Source organism: Caballeronia sp. DA-9 (genome assembly GCF_051615025.1).
Lineage (GTDB): Bacteria > Pseudomonadota > Gammaproteobacteria > Burkholderiales > Burkholderiaceae > Caballeronia > Caballeronia sordidicola.
In genome coordinates this window covers 102,270-117,087 of record NZ_CP195133.1, presented here as the reverse complement: position 1 = coordinate 117,087, position 14,818 = coordinate 102,270, and the positions used below count along the sequence as shown (strand labels likewise).

The following is a 14,818-nucleotide window of genomic DNA, read 5'->3' as shown; positions in this document are numbered from 1 at the left end:
GGATCGCCGTTTTTTATTTGGGGGCAGCGCGCTCGGTTTCCTCGCGAAGGCACGCGGGACATAGACACGCCAAATCAGGCTCCAGCCGCGTAACCGGCAAGGGAGGCAAAAGCGTGCACCAGCATGCGGCGTCGCCTGCTTGCTGGCCGCAATGAAATTGCGCGCCGCAGCGAGCGCAATTTTGCCGTTCAACCGATCTGGAAAGCATGTCTGTCACGATCACGATGAAACTTCATTGAAAGCACGTCGCGCATCTGCGCGAACATTATTATTTCACGCACCAATCCCATACTGGAGCGAGCGCGCATCGCCTTGCACCCGTTGCAGGAATGCAATGATGAATACAACGCCAAACGCCTGATGCAGCGCGTCAGTCCTGTACAATTCCGCCTGTTTAAACTGCTCCTCGCCCCTTCGCCGCCATGTCCGAGCTTCCCGACCTTACGCAGATCGCACCGACCCTGAAAGCCGAAATCCTGGCTGAGGCGTTGCCCTATATCAAGCAGTATCACGGCAAGACCATCGTGATCAAATACGGCGGCAACGCGATGACCGAGGAGCGCCTGAAACAAGGCTTCGCTCGCGACGTGATCCTGCTGAAACTGGTCGGCATCAATCCGGTGATCGTGCACGGCGGCGGTCCGCAGATCGATCAGGCGCTCAAGAAAATCGGCAAGCAGGGCACGTTCATTCAAGGCATGCGCGTCACCGACGAAGAGACCATGGAAGTGGTCGAGTGGGTGCTGGGCGGGGAAGTGCAACAGGACATCGTTACGCTGATCAATCATTTCGGCGGTCAGGCGGTCGGTCTGACAGGCAAGGACGGCGGGCTGATCCACGCACGCAAGCTGCAGATGCCGGATCGCGACAATCCGGGCGAATTCATCGATATTGGACAGGTGGGCGAAGTCGAAGCCATCAACCCCGCCGTGGTAAAGGCGCTGCAGGACGACGCGTTTATTCCGGTGATCTCGCCTATCGGCTTTGGCGAAGACGGTTTGTCGTACAACATCAACGCGGATCTGGTCGCGGGCAAGCTTGCCGTGGTGCTCAACGCCGAGAAACTGGTCATGATGACCAACATTCCGGGCGTCATGGACAAGGAAGGCAATTTGCTGACCGACCTGTCGGCGCGCGAAATCGACGCGCTTTTCGCCGATGGCACCATTTCCGGCGGCATGCTTCCGAAAATTTCGTCGGCTCTGGATGCCGCGAAGAGCGGCGTGCGCTCGGTTCATATCATCGACGGGCGGATCGAGCATTCCGTGTTGCTCGAGATTCTGACCGAACAGCCGTTCGGGACGATGATCCGCTCGCATTAAACGTGGATTCAGCAAGTACACGCGTTATCTCAGCGCGTTCCAGCCGCCGCCGCGTGACCACGCGCGGCGCGCCCGTCTGGCTTTTCGATCTCGACAACACCTTGCATCACGCGTCGCACGAGATTTTTCCGGCAATCAATCGCGGGATGACGCAGTACATCATCGACCGGCTGGGCGTCGACATTGACGAAGCGAACCGGCTGCGCACCGGCTATACGCAGCGTTATGGCGCCACGCTGCTCGGACTGGTGCGACATCATCCAGTCGATGCCGCGGATTTTCTCCACGTCGTCCATACCTTCACGGATCTGGCTTCCATGGTGCGCGCCGAACGCGGCCTCGCGCGCATGATTCGCAGATTGCCCGGGCGCAAGATCGTGCTGACGAACGCGCCGTCCATCTACGCGCGCGCGGTGCTGTCGGAACTGGGCATTGGCAAGCTTTTCGAGCGCGTCATTGCCATCGAGGACATGCAGGACCGCAGCGGCTATTGGCGCGCCAAGCCCGATGCCGTCATGCTCCGGCGTGCAATGCGCCGCGCGCATGTGGCGCTTGCCGACGCGGTTCTGGTCGAAGACACGCGCGGGCACCTGAAAAGCTATAAACGCCTGGGAATCCGCACCGTCTGGATTACCGGGCATTTGCCGGCCGTCCTGAATGCGAGCGGCGCCCGATCTGTTCAGACGCACAGCGGCCGGCCACATTATGTCGACTTGAAGATTCGCTCCCTGAGACGCCTGAACGAACTGCGCTAAGAGAACCACTTCACAAAATCCGATATACTTATTCGCTCATCTTGTTTTATCGCGCCGATTTGCTGACTCGATTGCGGGCGCGCGAACCCTGACCCGGTTCACTATAAATGCGGCTAAAGAGGTTGTCAGCCGCGCTGCTTTTTCTCTCACGCGCACCGCCGACGCCGTTTAGCCGCCCTTGTTTTCTCCAGGCGGATGAATGGAATCAATCGGTATCGTTACTCCCCAGACACTGCATTTCACCGAGCCGCTGCGCATGCAGAACGGCAGCTTGCTTGGTGACTACGATCTCGTCGTCGAAACCTACGGCACACTCAATGCCGCGCGCTCCAACGCCGTACTGGTTTGTCACGCGCTGAACGCGTCGCACCACGTGGCCGGCGTGTATGCCGACGACCCCAAGAACGTCGGCTGGTGGGACAACATGGTCGGGCCGGGCAAGCCGCTCGATACCAACACGTTCTTTGTCATCGGCATCAATAATCTGGGATCGTGCTTCGGCTCGACCGGGCCCATGAGCATCAACGCCGCCACCGGGAAGCCCTACGGCGCGAGTTTTCCCGTGGTCACCGTCGAAGACTGGGTGCATGCCCAGGCGCGCGTGGCGGATCTCTACGGCATCGAAAAATTCGCGGCCGTCATGGGCGGCAGCCTTGGCGGCATGCAGGCGCTGGCGTGGAGCATGTTGTATCCGGCGCGCGTGGCGCATTGCATCGTGGTGGCGTCCACACCGAAGCTCTCCGCGCAGAACATCGCGTTCAATGAAGTCGCGCGCTCCGCGATTCTCTCCGATCCCGATTTCCACGGCGGCGACTACTACGCGCATGGCGTGAAACCGCGCCGGGGCCTGCGCGTGGCGCGCATGATCGGCCACATCACCTATCTTTCCGACGACGACATGGCCGCCAAGTTCGGCCGCGCGTTGCGCCGGGCGGAAGGCGCGCTCGACGCGTACAACTTCAATTTCGACGTCGAGTTCGAAGTCGAGTCGTACCTGCGGTATCAGGGCGACAAATTCGCCGAATACTTCGACGCCAACACGTACTTGCTCATCACGCGCGCGCTCGATTACTTCGATCCCGCCAAAGCCTTCGACGGCGACCTGACCAGGTCGCTTGCCCACACCACGGCGAAATATCTGATCGCGAGTTTCTCCACCGATTGGCGTTTTGCTCCGGCCCGTTCGCGCGAGCTCGTGAAAGCGCTGCTGGATCACAAACGCACGGTGAGCTACGCGGAAATCGACGCTCCGCACGGCCACGACGCTTTCCTGCTCGACGACGCCCGCTATCACAACCTGATGCGCGCCTATTACGAACGCATCGCCGCCGAGGTGCGCGCATGAATCAAATCACGCTGGATTCTCTTGCTCTGCGCTCGGACTTTCGGGCAATCGCGCGCTGGGTCGAACCGAATGCATCGGTGCTGGATCTGGGCTGCGGCGATGGGTCGCTGCTCTCGCTGCTCGGCGAGGAACTCGACGTAACCGGCTACGGCATCGAGATCAATGACGCCGGCGTGCTCGCCTGCGCGCAAAAAGGGGTGAACGTCATCCAGCAGAATCTGGAAGACGGGCTGCGCCTTTTCGAAGACGAGAGTTTCGACTTCGCCATTCTTTCGCAGACCCTTCAAACGATCCATCAAACCGCGGCGATCCTGCGCGAAACGGTGCGCGTCGGGCGGGAATGCATCGTCTCGTTCCCGAACTTCGGTTACTGGCGGCACAGGCTGACCGTGCTGCAAGGGCGTATGCCGGTATCTAAGACGCTGCCTTATCAGTGGCACAACACGCCGAACGTGCGCGTTCTCACCATCCGGGATTTCGAGGCGCTGGCGCCGGAAGTGGGTATCGAAATCCTTGATCGCGTGGTGCTGCACGGCGGGCAGTCGATCCGCTGGGGCGCGAACTGGCGTGGTAGCCTTGCGGTCTATCGCGTAAAGCGTAGCTGAACTGATCGCCAGCACGCCGCCCGCGCGTCGCCCACCGCATCAAACCGATTTCATATGTCCAACTCGCCACACGAGGCGCCCGCTCTAACCGCTCACGAAGATCACCCCGGATGGCGTGCGTTCATCAACAAACGCATGCTGATTTGCGTGTTCCTTGGCTTCACGTCGGGGTTGCCGCTCTTCACGCTCATCTACCTGGTTCAGGCGTGGCTGCGTACCGAAGGCGTGAATCTCAAGGAAATCGGCCTCTTTGCGCTGATCCAGTTCCCGTACACCTGGAAATTCATCTGGGCGCCGCTGATGGACCGCTATGTGCCGCATCTGCCCGGCTGGCGGCCTGGGCGGCGGCGTGGCTGGATGATCGTCACGCAATTGCTGGTAGGCGTGGCGATTGGCGCGCTGGGATTCATATCGCCGAAACAGGAAATCTGGACCGTCGCGGCGCTGACCGCGCTTGTCGCGTTTTTCGGGGCGAGCCAGGATATTGCAATCGATGCCTATCGCCGCGAACTGCTCGCCGATACCGAACAGGGCCTCGGCAACGCCGTCTTCGTGAACGCGTACAAGATCGCGGCGCTGATTCCCGGCTCGCTCGGGCTGATTCTTGCCGATCATTTGCCGTGGTCCACGGTGTTCATTGTGACGGCCGCGTTCATGTTGCCGGGCGTGGTGCTGACGCTGGTGGTCAAGGAACCCGAAGTGCACGGCACGCCGCCCAAGAATCTGCGCGATGCCATCATTGACCCATTTCGCGAATTTATTGGGCGTGACGGCTGGCGCACAGCGCTCCTGATCCTCGGTTTTATCTTTCTCTACAAGCTCGGCGACACGATGGCGACCACGCTTTCCACGTCGTTTTTCCTGGATATCGGCTTCAACAAGACGCAAATTGGCGTGATTGCCAAGACAGTGGCGTTCTGGGCGAGCATTGCGGGCGGGATTGTTGGCGGCATGTGGCTGGTGAAGATCGGCATTGGGCGCGGCTTGTGGATCTTCGGCGTCTTGCAGATCGTATCCACGCTCGGCTTTGCATGGCTCGCCAGGATTGGCCCGTCGCCCGTGGCGCTGGCCACGCTCTATGGTTTGGAGACCTTCGCGACGGGCCTGACGACGGCGGCGTTCGTTGCGTACATTGCGAGCACGACCGATCCGCGCTACACGGCCACGCAATTTGCGCTGTTCACCAGTCTGGCTTCGGTGCCGCGCACGCTGGCGTCGGCATCGAGCGGTTTTGTGGTCGCGCAGACGGGCTGGTTCGAGTACTTCATGATTTGCGCGGCGTTGTCGATTCCCGGCATGTTACTGTTGCCGAAAATCGCGCCCTGGAGACCTGTCCAATGAAGGTGCACGCGTTAATCCGCGTCACGGCCTGCGCCATGACGCTTCACGCCGGCGTGACCTTCGCGGCGTCTGATGCGGCCTCACAACCCGCGGCTTCTGCCGCGCAGCAGCCTTACTCGGCGGCGAGCGGCCAGATTCGCTTTGGCAATGCCGCGTTGTTCCGCAACTTGATTCCATCGGCAACGCTGGAACAGCAATCCGCCGACGAGTACCTGCAAATCCTCCACGAAGCCCAGCGCACAAAGCATCTTCTTGGCGACGACAACGCGCTCGTCAAACGCGCCCGCGACATCACGAATCGCGAGATTCCGTTTGCGCTCAAATGGAATGACCGCTCGAAAAACTGGAAATGGCAGGTCAATGTGGTGCGTTCCGCCGAAATCCGCATGTATTGCCTGCCGGGCGGCAAGATTGTGATTTACAGCGGTTTGATCGAGCGGCTGCGGCTCAACGACAACGAACTCGGCATGATGATTGGCCATGAAATCGCGCACGCGTTGCGCGAGCACGCGCGTGACCGCCTGGGCCGTCAGCAGGCCGCGCAATTGACAACGGGCACTATTCCGCCGCTGTTCGGTTTCGCCGATATCACCTCGGCGCCGTTGGGTATCGGCGAGCAGTTGCTGGCCATGCGTTATACGCCAGCCGATGAAACCGAAGCCGATGTGATCGGCAGCGAGATTGCTTCCCGTGCGGGATACGATCCGCGCGCCGCCGTGACGTTATGGAAGAAGATCGATTCGGCGACGCGGCGCACGCCGAACGGGTTTATCTGGATGCATCCGTTTGGTTCGGACCGCGTTCATGATCTTATGAAGCGGTTGCCCGACATGATGCCGTTGTACGCCAAGGCGCTTGGCCGGACGGTAGACCAATTGCCGAATTATGCCGGAATGGGACGGTTCAAGAAGCCACGTTCATAAGCCGTATTGAAGCTTCAACTGGCGTCCGTTTCAAATCTTCCAGTCGTAATCGATAATCAACGGCGCATGATCGCTGAACTTTATCTCGCGGAAAACCGAGGTCGCGGTCGCGGTATCGGCAACGCCCTTGGTCGCGATCTGATAATCGATCCGCCACCCCACGTTCTTCGCGTACGCCTGTCCCCGATTACTCCACCACGTATATTGCTCGGGCCGCTGATCGAGCGTCCTGAACACATCCACGTAGGATTTTTCATCGAATAACTGGGTGAGCCATGCGCGCTCTTCCGGCAAGCAACCGGAATTCTTCTGGTTGCTTTTCCAGTTCTTGATATCGATTTCCTTATGCACGATATTCACGTCGCCACACAGGATCACCTCACGCGTCGCCGCCAGTTTCTCGAGATGCGGCATGAACTCGGCCATGAACCGGTACTTTGCCTGTTGCCGCTCTTCGCCGCTGGAGCCTGAAGGCACATAAACCGAAATCACGGACAAATCGCCGAAACGCGCTTCCACATAACGCCCTTCGGGATCGAATTCCGTACTGCCAAATCCGATGATCACTTCATCCGGTTCGTGCTTCGTATAAAGCCCCGCGCCGGAGTAGCCCTTCTTCACGGCATGCTGGAAATATCCCTGGAATCCGTGCGGTGCCAGAAATTCCGGGGTCAGGTCGTCCTGCGAGCACTTGATTTCCTGTACGCACACAACGTCTGCGTCCTGTTGACCGAACCAGTCGAAAAATCCTTTCTTCGCAGCCGAACGAATACCGTTCAAATTGGCGGTGATGACACGAAACATGAAGCGTCCTTGTATGTTGGTGAACTACTCGACCTTGATCCCCTTCAGCGATTCTTTCGCTGGCGGATATTCGAGCTTCAAATCCTGCATGGTGCGCGTGATCAATTCCGCGACCATGACGTTACGATGCGTTTTTGAATCAGCGGGAATGACAAACCATGGCGCAAATTCGGTCGACGTAGCGCCCAGCGCGTCCGCATAAGCTTGCTGATAATCGTCCCATTGCTTTCGTGCTTCGAGATCGGCCGGATCGAATTTCCAATGCTTTTCCGGATTATCGATGCGCGCCTGCAAGCGCGCTTTCTGCTCGTCCTTCGAAATATGCAAAAGGCATTTCACGATAGTCGTGCCGTTATCGGCTAAAAGCGCTTCAAAGTTGCGTATATGCGCGTATCGACGCTCGCATTCGGCTTTGTCGATTTGTTTCAGCACCCGCGGCACGAGCACATCTTCATACTGGCTGCGATTAAATACGGTCAGTTCGCCCGCAGCCGGCGCCTGCGAATGAACGCGCCACAAAAAATCATGCGCCGCTTCAACTTCGGAAGGCGCCTTGAACGGCACAATTCGTAATCCGAGCGGATCGACGTCCTGGAAAATGCCGCGAATGGTGCCATCCTTGCCGCTTGTATCCATGCCCTGCAAGATCAGCAAGACGCGTTGCTTGCGCTGCGTGTGCAACTTGTCCTGCAATGTGTCGAGCGCCGCGTTCAGCTCGCTCAAACGCGCGCGATCTTCGTCTTTCGATCCCAACGAAAATGGCTTCGATGCGGAGTCAATAGAAGCAAGATCAAAGGCTTTCGGCTTCTTCGAGTCGAAGTGAGGCACGCGATAATCGTCGAGATCAGGTTTCTTGGCCACGCACGCGCTCCTGCTTACCACCGTTCTTAAAACAAAGGGTTGCTGCCAGACCAGCCCAGCAGCAACCCACGAGTACTTCAGCCGTCAGTCATTGAATCAAGAGGATAATTTCTTCTTCAAAAGTTCGTTGACTTGCTGCGGATTTGCCTTGCCTTTCGTCGCTTTCATTGCCTGGCCAATCAGCGCGTTGAACGCCTTTTCCTTGCCCGAGCGATATTCATCGACCGACTTCTGATTGGCGGCCATCACCTCGTCAATAATCGCTTCCAGCGCGCCCGAATCCGAAATCTGCTTCAACCCCTTCGCTTCGATAATCCGGTCGGCCGCCGCTTCGTCGGTGGCTTTCTCTTCCCAGATCGCCTGGAAAATATCCTTCGCGATCTTGTTCGAGATAGTGCCGTCTGCAATGCGCTGGATTACGAGTGCAAGCTGCGCGGGAGAAACGGGCGAGTTACCAATATCCAGCGATTCGCGATTCAGTTGCGACGATACTTCGCCCATCAACCAGTTTGCCGCGAGCTTGGCGTTCGCGTCGCCGGTTTTGGCGACCACCGCTTCGAAGTAAGCAGACATGGCTTGCGACGACGTCAGTCCGACCGCGTCGTACGGTGTAACGCCGTACTCCAGGACAAACCGCGTCTGCATGGCTTCCGGCAACTCCGGCAACTCACTGCGAACGCGCGCAATCCACGCTTCGTCTATCACCAAAGGCATCAGATCCGGATCAGGGAAATAGCGGTAATCGTGCGCGTCTTCCTTGCTGCGCATGGACCGCGTTTCGCGCTTGTCCGGATCGTACAGACGCGTTTCCTGCACAACCGTGCCGCCGTCTTCAATCAACTCGATCTGCCGGCGCACTTCATATTGAATCGCTTCTTCGAGAAAACGGAACGAATTCAGGTTCTTGATCTCGGCGCGCGTGCCGAACTCGGCCTGGCCGACCGGACGCACCGACACGTTCGCGTCGCAGCGGAACGATCCTTCCTGCATGTTGCCATCGCAAATGCCGAGCCATTGCACGAGCGTATGCAAGCTCTTTGCATACGCCACGGCTTCGGCGGCGCTGCGCATTTCCGGCTCCGTCACGATCTCGAGCAACGGCGTGCCCGCGCGATTCAAATCGATACCGGTCATGCCCGCGAAGTCTTCATGCAACGACTTGCCCGCGTCTTCTTCCAGATGCGCGCGCGTCAGGTTGACGGTTTTATCGTATGCGGCCTTGCCGGTTTTCTCGTTCGCCGGAACGTGGATCGTGACGCTGCCGCCCTGCACGACCGGAATCTCGAACTGGCTGATCTGATAGCCCTTTGGCAGATCGGGATAGAAATAGTTTTTACGCGCGAAAATGCTGCGCGGCGCGATCGTCGCGCCTATCGCAAGGCCCAGGCGAATCGCGCGCTCCACGGCGCCGCGGTTCATTACAGGCAAGGAACCGGGCAAGGCCAGATCGACCGGGCATGCTTGCGTGTTCGGCTCGGCGCCGAATTGCGTGGCGGCGCCCGAGAAAATCTTGGAGACCGTCGACAACTGCGCGTGCGTCTCAAGACCAATCACAACTTCCCACTGCATATTCATGCCTCCCGCCGAGCCGCCTCAAGGGAGGCATGCGCCCCCTCGGGGGACAGCGAACCAGTTGAGCATGGGGACAGTTCCTCCCACGCCGGTGATTTCAAATGCCAGTCGGTCGCGCGCTGAAATGCGTCGGCGACCTGCAGCAACCGGGCTTCGTTGAAATAGTTGCCGATGATCTGCAAGCCAACGGGCCGCGTGGCATGCGCCGAGCCCGCGGCGCCAAAGCCGCACGGCACGCTCATGCCCGGCAAGCCGGCGAGACTGATCGACAACGTGTAGATATCGGCAAGATACATCTGGACGGGATCGTCGGTTTTCTCGCCGAGATTCCATGCAACCGATGGAGCGACCGGTCCCATGATGACATCGCAATGTTTGAATGCTTCCTGGAAATCCTGCGCGATGATGCGGCGGATTTTCTGCGCCTGCAGGTAATACGCGTCGTAGTAGCCGTGCGACAACACGTACGCGCCGACCAGAATCCGGCGCTTCACTTCCGGGCCGAAACCTTCGGCGCGCGACTTCTTGTACATGTCGAGCAGGTCGGTGTACCCGGCCGCGCGATGGCCATAACGCACGCCATCAAAACGCGACAGATTAGAAGACGCTTCCGCCGGCGCGATGATGTAGTACACAGGAATGGACAACTCGGTCTTCGGCAACGATACATCGACGAGCGTTGCGCCTAGCGCCTCGTATTGCTTCAGCGCGGCGTCCACGGCGCTGCGAACTTCGGCGCTGAGTCCTTCGCCAAAAAACTCTTTCGGCAAGCCGATGCGCAAGCCCGCAAGCGGTTTGTTCGCGTCATGACCCGACCATGGCTGGCCGAGATAGCGTGTGTAGTCCTCGTCGTCACGCTCGAGGCTCGTCGAGTCGCGCGGATCGAACGATGCAATCGCGTTGAGCAGCACGCCGCAATCGGCGGCGCTGCGGGCCATCGGTCCGCCCTGATCCAGCGACGAGGCGAACGCAATCATGCCGTAACGCGAAACGCGTCCATACGTGGGCTTGATTCCGGTAATGCCAGTGAACGATGCCGGCTGCCGAATCGAGCCGCCCGTGTCCGTGCCGGTGGCGGCAGGGGCGAGCCGCGCGGCGACCGCCGCGGCCGATCCGCCCGACGATCCGCCCGGCACGGCTTTCAGGTCCCACGGATTCTTGACCGGGCCGAAGTACGAGTTTTCGTTCGACGAACCCATCGCGAACTCGTCCATGTTGGTCTTGCCGAGCGTCACCACGCCCGCGCTCTTCAAGCGCTCGACAACGGTGGCATCGAACGGGCTCGTGTAGTTTTCGAGCATCTTCGATCCCGCCGTCGACGTCCAGCCGCGCGTGACGAACACGTCCTTGTGCGCGATCGGCAGGCCGGTGAGCGGACCTGCTTCGCCTTTGGCAATAAGCGCGTCGGCCGCTTTGGCTTGCTCGACGGTGAGATCGTGATCGACGCTGATGAACGCGTTGAGATCGCGGGCGGCGTCGATACGCTGCAGAAACACCTGCGCGAGTTCGACGGCAGAGATGGTTTTTGCGTCGAGTGCCGCGCGCAGTTCGGTCAAGCTTTTCTGATGCATTGCGTTCTTCCTGATAGACGCCGTGTGCCGCGCCTTTTAATTTTCGTGCGATGTTGCGTTGCTGTGTCGTTGCCGTTGCGTTGCCGTTGCAATTCGGCCGCGCCGCCTATTCGATCACTTTCGGCACGAGATACAAGCCGTCGCGCACGGCGGGCGCGGGCCGCTGGAACTCTTCGCGGTTTACACGCTCTGTAACAGCGTCGTTTCGCAAACGCAGTTCGACTTGCTGGATCTGTTCGATCGGATGAGCAAGCGGTTCGATTCCTGCGGTGTCCACAGCTTGCATCTGCTCCACGAGACCGAAGAAATCATTCAGGCGCGCGAGAGTCGGTTCGGCTTCGTGCTCGGGCAACTCCAGCCGCGCGAGGTGCGCAATGCGTTTTACATCGGTCAGGGTCAGAGACATATGTTTTCACCGGTCTATTTTTACGACTTTCGCACTAAAAACAGCGCGACTTCAATTCGAGATAAGGAGCCTTAGAAAGCAGGCCTGACGATGGCAAAATGTACCGTCCTTTTCCTTCGAATACCCCAAAATTATAAGGTATCATTACGCGTTCGACCCAAATCCGGATCGACTTGCCAGCGGCCTTTTCTTTGTTACAGGTTTTTAAGAGAAATGTGCGCCTGGTTTGCTTGCATCCTCCGGTAGATTTTCTTCGCAGTCTTGCAATGTTCGCGACCAGTTAAGTCCGGCTGCAGGCTGCCATTTTTTTCCGCTGCCGTCCTTTGGCGCTCGAAGCGAGGCACGGCTCCCAGCGAGACAGGATTTTTGAATGTTCGGTTTTTTGCGCAGCTACTTTTCAAACGATCTGGCGATTGATCTCGGCACCGCCAACACGCTGATTTACATGCGTGGCAAGGGCATCGTTCTTGACGAGCCATCGGTGGTTTCCATTCGCCAGGAAGGCGGTCCGAATGGCAAGAAAACCATTCAGGCTGTCGGCCGCGAAGCGAAGCAAATGCTCGGCAAGGTGCCGGGCAACATTGAAGCCATCCGGCCCATGAAGGACGGCGTGATCGCCGACTTCACGGTCACCGAGCAGATGATCAAGCAGTTCATCAAGACGGCTCACGAGTCGCGCATGTTCTCGCCCTCGCCGCGCATCATCATCTGCGTGCCCTGCGGCTCGACCCAGGTCGAACGCCGCGCGATCAAGGAAGCGGCTCATGGCGCCGGCGCGTCGCAGGTCTATCTGATCGAAGAACCCATGGCGGCTGCCATCGGCGCCGGCCTGCCGGTTTCCGAGGCCACGGGCTCCATGGTCGTCGACATCGGCGGCGGCACAACCGAAGTGGGCGTGATCTCGCTTGGCGGTATCGTGTACAAGGGTTCGGTGCGCGTGGGCGGTGACAAGTTCGACGAAGCCATCGTCAATTACATTCGCCGCAACTACGGCATGTTGATCGGCGAGCAAACGGCCGAGGCCATCAAGAAGGAAATCGGTTCGGCATTCCCTGGCTCCGAAGTCAAGGAGATGGAAGTCAAGGGCCGTAATCTTTCAGAAGGCATTCCGCGCAGTTTCACCATTTCGAGCAACGAAATTCTTGAAGCGCTGACCGATCCGCTGAACCAGATCGTTTCGTCGGTGAAAATCGCGCTGGAACAGACGCCGCCGGAACTGGGCGCCGACATTGCCGAACGCGGCATGATGCTGACCGGCGGTGGCGCGTTGCTGCGCGATCTGGACCGGCTGCTTGCAGAAGAGACCGGCCTGCCGGTGCTCGTTGCTGAAGATCCGCTGACGTGCGTCGTACGCGGTTCGGGCATGGCGCTCGAACGCATGGACAAGCTCGGCAGCATCTTCTCCTACGAGTAAGCCTTGACGCCTTTTACGAAGGCGCCCACAGCACGCACTCGCTCAATGGAACAACTGCGACGTGCGCGAGGTATGCGACTTGCGCAAGCGTTCATGTGGCCCGGTCTTACCCGGGCTGCAACGCGCTGCGCCGGGCAGGGCCGCCGCTCCACGCGGGCCCGCAGCATCGATTTAACTGCTCACGCCCTCGGCGCCGACCATGGAATACAGTCCGCCGCCACTCTTTAAGCAAGGTCCATCCGCTCTCGCGCGATTGATCTTCTTCGTGGTGCTCGCTATCGCCTTGCTGATTTCCGACGCACGTTTCAACACGCTTGAAATCGTGCGCGGCGTGCTGGGCGCGGGGTTATACCCGTTGCAGCGCGCCGCGCTCGTGCCGCGCGACATCTTCATGGGCGCCGCCGATCTGGCGGTGACCAGCGCAAACCTGCGTACCGAAAATTCGAAGCTGAAGGAAAAGAACCTGGAGTTGTCGGTGAAAGCGGGCGACGCGTCTCAGCTTAACGTCGAGAATGCGCATTTGCGTTCGCTGTTGCAGCTTCAAACGCGCGCTGTCACGCAAACCATTCCTGTTGAAGTGCAATACGACACGCGTGATCCCTTCACGCAGAAAGTCGTGATTGGCAAGGGTTCGCAGCAAGGCATTCAGGACGGCGCGCCGGTTGTCAACGAAGATGGCGTGATCGGCCAGATCACGCGCGTGTTCCCGCTGCAATCCGAAGTCACGCTGCTTTCCGACAAGGACCAGGCTGTGCCCGTGCAGATAGTGCGCACCGGATTGCGCAGCGTGATTTATGGCACGCCGAAGGGCGACACGCTCGACCTGCGTTTCGTGCCCATCAGCGCCGACGTACAAACCGGCGACCAGCTCGTAACAAGTGGCCTGGACGGAATCTATCCGCCGGGGTTGCCGGTGGCGAAGGTGGTGCGCGTCGATAAACAAGCCGATACCGCGTTCGCTCGCGTTGTCTGCCTGCCCATTGCGCCAGTGCGCGGCGCGCGCCAGTTGCTCGTGCTGCATTACGAGGTCAACCAGCCGCCGAATCCTGAAGAGATAGAGGCCGCGGCCGCCGCGAAGGAAGCGAAGGAAAACAAGGGCAAGAAAAAGGCGTCGCCCGCGAAAAGCGGCAGCGCGCCGGCCGCGGCAAATCCGGTTCCTGCCTCAACGCCGGCGGCGTCGGCCGCAACCGCATCCGACGCTGCCGCGAACAAGGCCGAAGCTGCTGCCGTTAAGAAACCCGAGCCCAGGGCAAGCAGGAAATCCGAGCACGCCAGGAAAGAGCCTGTCCGCAAGCCCGCGCCCGGAGGCACGCCATGAGCCGCCCGCAATACATCCTGCAGCCGGTCAATCCGTACTTCATTACTTTCAGCCTCGCCGCTGCGTTCCTGCTCAACCTGATGCCGTGGGGCCGGATGTTCGGCGTGCCTGATTTCGTGGCTGTGGTCTTGTTGTTCTGGAACGTTCACCAGCCGCGTCGTGTCGGAATGGGCATCGCGTTTTTGCTCGGCATGTTGATGGACGTTCACAATGCAAGTCTGCTCGGTGAGCATGCACTCGCGTATACGCTGCTGTCGTACGGCGCCATTACCATTCACAGGCGCGTATTGTGGATGTCGTTGCCGGTGCAGACGTTCGTGGTCGCGCCATTGCTGATCGGCGCGCAGATCGTTCCGTTCGTGATTCGCCTCTTGACCGGCGCGGCGTTTCCCGGCTGGGGTTATCTGATCGATGGATTCGTGGAAGCCATTTTGTGGCCGCTCGCCAGTTTCCTGCTGCTGATTCCGCAGCGCCGCGCCACCGATCCCGACGACACACGTCCCATCTGAGTTGATTCAAGCGCCTGTCCGCGTGTCTGCCAAGCCGCACACCACAGTCGCCATACACGCGGTCCCCGCGAA

At 59.4% G+C, this 14,818-nt stretch carries 15 protein-coding genes; 9 read left to right on the top strand and 6 right to left on the bottom strand.

What is annotated here, in order from left to right; genetic code table 11:
• Positions 1-13 precede the first annotated feature (13 nt).
• Positions 14-208, bottom strand: coding sequence for a cysteine-rich CWC family protein (locus ACRWA7_RS16705; protein ID WP_438395023.1), 195 nt, complete (start codon positions 206-208; stop codon positions 14-16).
• A gap of 214 nt (positions 209-422) precedes the next feature.
• On the opposite strand from ACRWA7_RS16705, the gene argB reads away from it, so the two are divergent.
• The 6 genes from argB (at position 423) to ACRWA7_RS16675 (ending at position 6,291) form a co-directional block, all read left to right on the top strand.
• The gene (argB, locus tag ACRWA7_RS16700) at positions 423-1,322 is read left to right on the top strand and encodes an acetylglutamate kinase (protein ID WP_060817518.1); all 900 of its coding nucleotides are present in this window, start codon (positions 423-425) and stop codon (positions 1,320-1,322) included.
• Between the two features lie 26 nt (positions 1,323-1,348).
• Entirely contained in the window at positions 1,349-2,077 is a 729-nt protein-coding gene (locus tag ACRWA7_RS16695) for a pyrimidine 5'-nucleotidase (RefSeq protein WP_167353903.1), read from the top strand.
• Between the two features lie 199 nt (positions 2,078-2,276).
• Positions 2,277-3,422 (top strand): homoserine O-succinyltransferase MetX, encoded by a 1,146-nt coding sequence (metX, locus tag ACRWA7_RS16690; RefSeq protein WP_438395020.1) that lies wholly within the window; start codon positions 2,277-2,279, stop codon positions 3,420-3,422.
• Entirely contained in the window at positions 3,419-4,027 is a 609-nt protein-coding gene (gene metW, locus ACRWA7_RS16685) for a methionine biosynthesis protein MetW (RefSeq protein ID WP_438395019.1), read from the top strand. Before metX ends, metW begins: the two co-directional genes overlap by 4 nt.
• A 54-nt stretch (positions 4,028-4,081) precedes the next feature.
• Complete coding sequence (locus ACRWA7_RS16680; RefSeq protein WP_438395018.1) at positions 4,082-5,368, top strand: AmpG family muropeptide MFS transporter; 1,287 nt, start codon at positions 4,082-4,084, stop codon at positions 5,366-5,368.
• A 35-nt stretch (positions 5,369-5,403) separates the two neighbouring features.
• The gene (locus ACRWA7_RS16675; RefSeq protein WP_438395016.1) at positions 5,404-6,291 is read left to right on the top strand and encodes a M48 family metallopeptidase; all 888 of its coding nucleotides are present in this window, start codon (positions 5,404-5,406) and stop codon (positions 6,289-6,291) included.
• Between the two features lie 30 nt (positions 6,292-6,321).
• On the opposite strand, the gene ACRWA7_RS16670 is transcribed toward ACRWA7_RS16675, so the two are convergent.
• From ACRWA7_RS16670 to gatC, 5 genes are all read right to left on the bottom strand, one after another.
• Positions 6,322-7,095 carry an exodeoxyribonuclease III gene (locus tag ACRWA7_RS16670; protein ID WP_438395015.1) on the bottom strand — a complete coding sequence of 258 codons (774 nt, stop codon included), beginning with the start codon at positions 7,093-7,095 and terminating at the stop codon, positions 6,322-6,324.
• 24 nt (positions 7,096-7,119) lie between these two features.
• Complete coding sequence (locus ACRWA7_RS16665; protein WP_438395014.1) at positions 7,120-7,956, bottom strand: PPK2 family polyphosphate kinase; 837 nt, start codon at positions 7,954-7,956, stop codon at positions 7,120-7,122.
• A gap of 96 nt (positions 7,957-8,052) precedes the next feature.
• The gene (gene gatB, locus ACRWA7_RS16660) at positions 8,053-9,531 is read right to left on the bottom strand and encodes an Asp-tRNA(Asn)/Glu-tRNA(Gln) amidotransferase subunit GatB (RefSeq protein WP_438395013.1); all 1,479 of its coding nucleotides are present in this window, start codon (positions 9,529-9,531) and stop codon (positions 8,053-8,055) included.
• Positions 9,528-11,099: an Asp-tRNA(Asn)/Glu-tRNA(Gln) amidotransferase subunit GatA gene (gene gatA, locus ACRWA7_RS16655; RefSeq protein WP_438395011.1), complete on the bottom strand. Its 1,572-nt coding sequence runs from the start codon at positions 11,097-11,099 to the stop codon at positions 9,528-9,530. The genes gatB and gatA overlap by 4 nt, the downstream gene beginning before the upstream one ends.
• A gap of 106 nt (positions 11,100-11,205) precedes the next feature.
• Positions 11,206-11,505, bottom strand: coding sequence for an Asp-tRNA(Asn)/Glu-tRNA(Gln) amidotransferase subunit GatC (gatC, locus tag ACRWA7_RS16650; protein ID WP_438395010.1), 300 nt, complete (start codon positions 11,503-11,505; stop codon positions 11,206-11,208).
• 370 nt (positions 11,506-11,875) lie between these two features.
• On the opposite strand from gatC, the gene ACRWA7_RS16645 reads away from it, so the two are divergent.
• The 3 genes from ACRWA7_RS16645 to mreD all read left to right on the top strand — a co-directional run bounded on the left by ACRWA7_RS16645 (position 11,876) and on the right by mreD (position 14,746).
• Positions 11,876-12,919: a rod shape-determining protein gene (locus ACRWA7_RS16645; RefSeq protein WP_017772379.1), complete on the top strand. Its 1,044-nt coding sequence runs from the start codon at positions 11,876-11,878 to the stop codon at positions 12,917-12,919.
• 199 nt (positions 12,920-13,118) lie between these two features.
• Positions 13,119-14,237, top strand: a complete 1,119-nt coding sequence (gene mreC, locus ACRWA7_RS16640; RefSeq protein WP_438395009.1) for a rod shape-determining protein MreC — start codon at positions 13,119-13,121, stop codon at positions 14,235-14,237.
• Positions 14,234-14,746, top strand: a complete 513-nt coding sequence (gene mreD, locus ACRWA7_RS16635) for a rod shape-determining protein MreD (RefSeq protein WP_060817531.1) — start codon at positions 14,234-14,236, stop codon at positions 14,744-14,746. The genes mreC and mreD overlap by 4 nt, the downstream gene beginning before the upstream one ends.
• The last annotated feature ends 72 nt before the right edge of the window (positions 14,747-14,818 follow it).

Excerpts from the sequence above, each read along its gene's own strand:
- gatC (WP_438395010.1), bottom strand. The coding sequence starts at position 11,505 with ATGTCTCTGACCCTGACCGATGTAAAACGCATTGCGCACCTCGCGCGG.
- gatA (WP_438395011.1), bottom strand. The coding sequence starts at position 11,099 with ATGCATCAGAAAAGCTTGACCGAACTGCGCGCGGCACTCGACGCAAAA.
- mreC (WP_438395009.1), top strand. The coding sequence starts at position 13,119 with ATGGAATACAGTCCGCCGCCACTCTTTAAGCAAGGTCCATCCGCTCTC.
- gatB (WP_438395013.1), bottom strand. The coding sequence starts at position 9,531 with ATGAATATGCAGTGGGAAGTTGTGATTGGTCTTGAGACGCACGCGCAG.
- ACRWA7_RS16705 (WP_438395023.1), bottom strand. The coding sequence starts at position 208 with ATGCTTTCCAGATCGGTTGAACGGCAAAATTGCGCTCGCTGCGGCGCG.
- ACRWA7_RS16645 (WP_017772379.1), top strand. The coding sequence starts at position 11,876 with ATGTTCGGTTTTTTGCGCAGCTACTTTTCAAACGATCTGGCGATTGAT.
- metW (WP_438395019.1), top strand. The coding sequence starts at position 3,419 with ATGAATCAAATCACGCTGGATTCTCTTGCTCTGCGCTCGGACTTTCGG.
- argB (WP_060817518.1), top strand. The coding sequence starts at position 423 with ATGTCCGAGCTTCCCGACCTTACGCAGATCGCACCGACCCTGAAAGCC.
- ACRWA7_RS16680 (WP_438395018.1), top strand. The coding sequence starts at position 4,082 with ATGTCCAACTCGCCACACGAGGCGCCCGCTCTAACCGCTCACGAAGAT.
- ACRWA7_RS16675 (WP_438395016.1), top strand. The coding sequence starts at position 5,404 with ATGACGCTTCACGCCGGCGTGACCTTCGCGGCGTCTGATGCGGCCTCA.
- metX (WP_438395020.1), top strand. The coding sequence starts at position 2,277 with ATGGAATCAATCGGTATCGTTACTCCCCAGACACTGCATTTCACCGAG.
- mreD (WP_060817531.1), top strand. The coding sequence starts at position 14,234 with ATGAGCCGCCCGCAATACATCCTGCAGCCGGTCAATCCGTACTTCATT.
- ACRWA7_RS16670 (WP_438395015.1), bottom strand. The coding sequence starts at position 7,095 with ATGTTTCGTGTCATCACCGCCAATTTGAACGGTATTCGTTCGGCTGCG.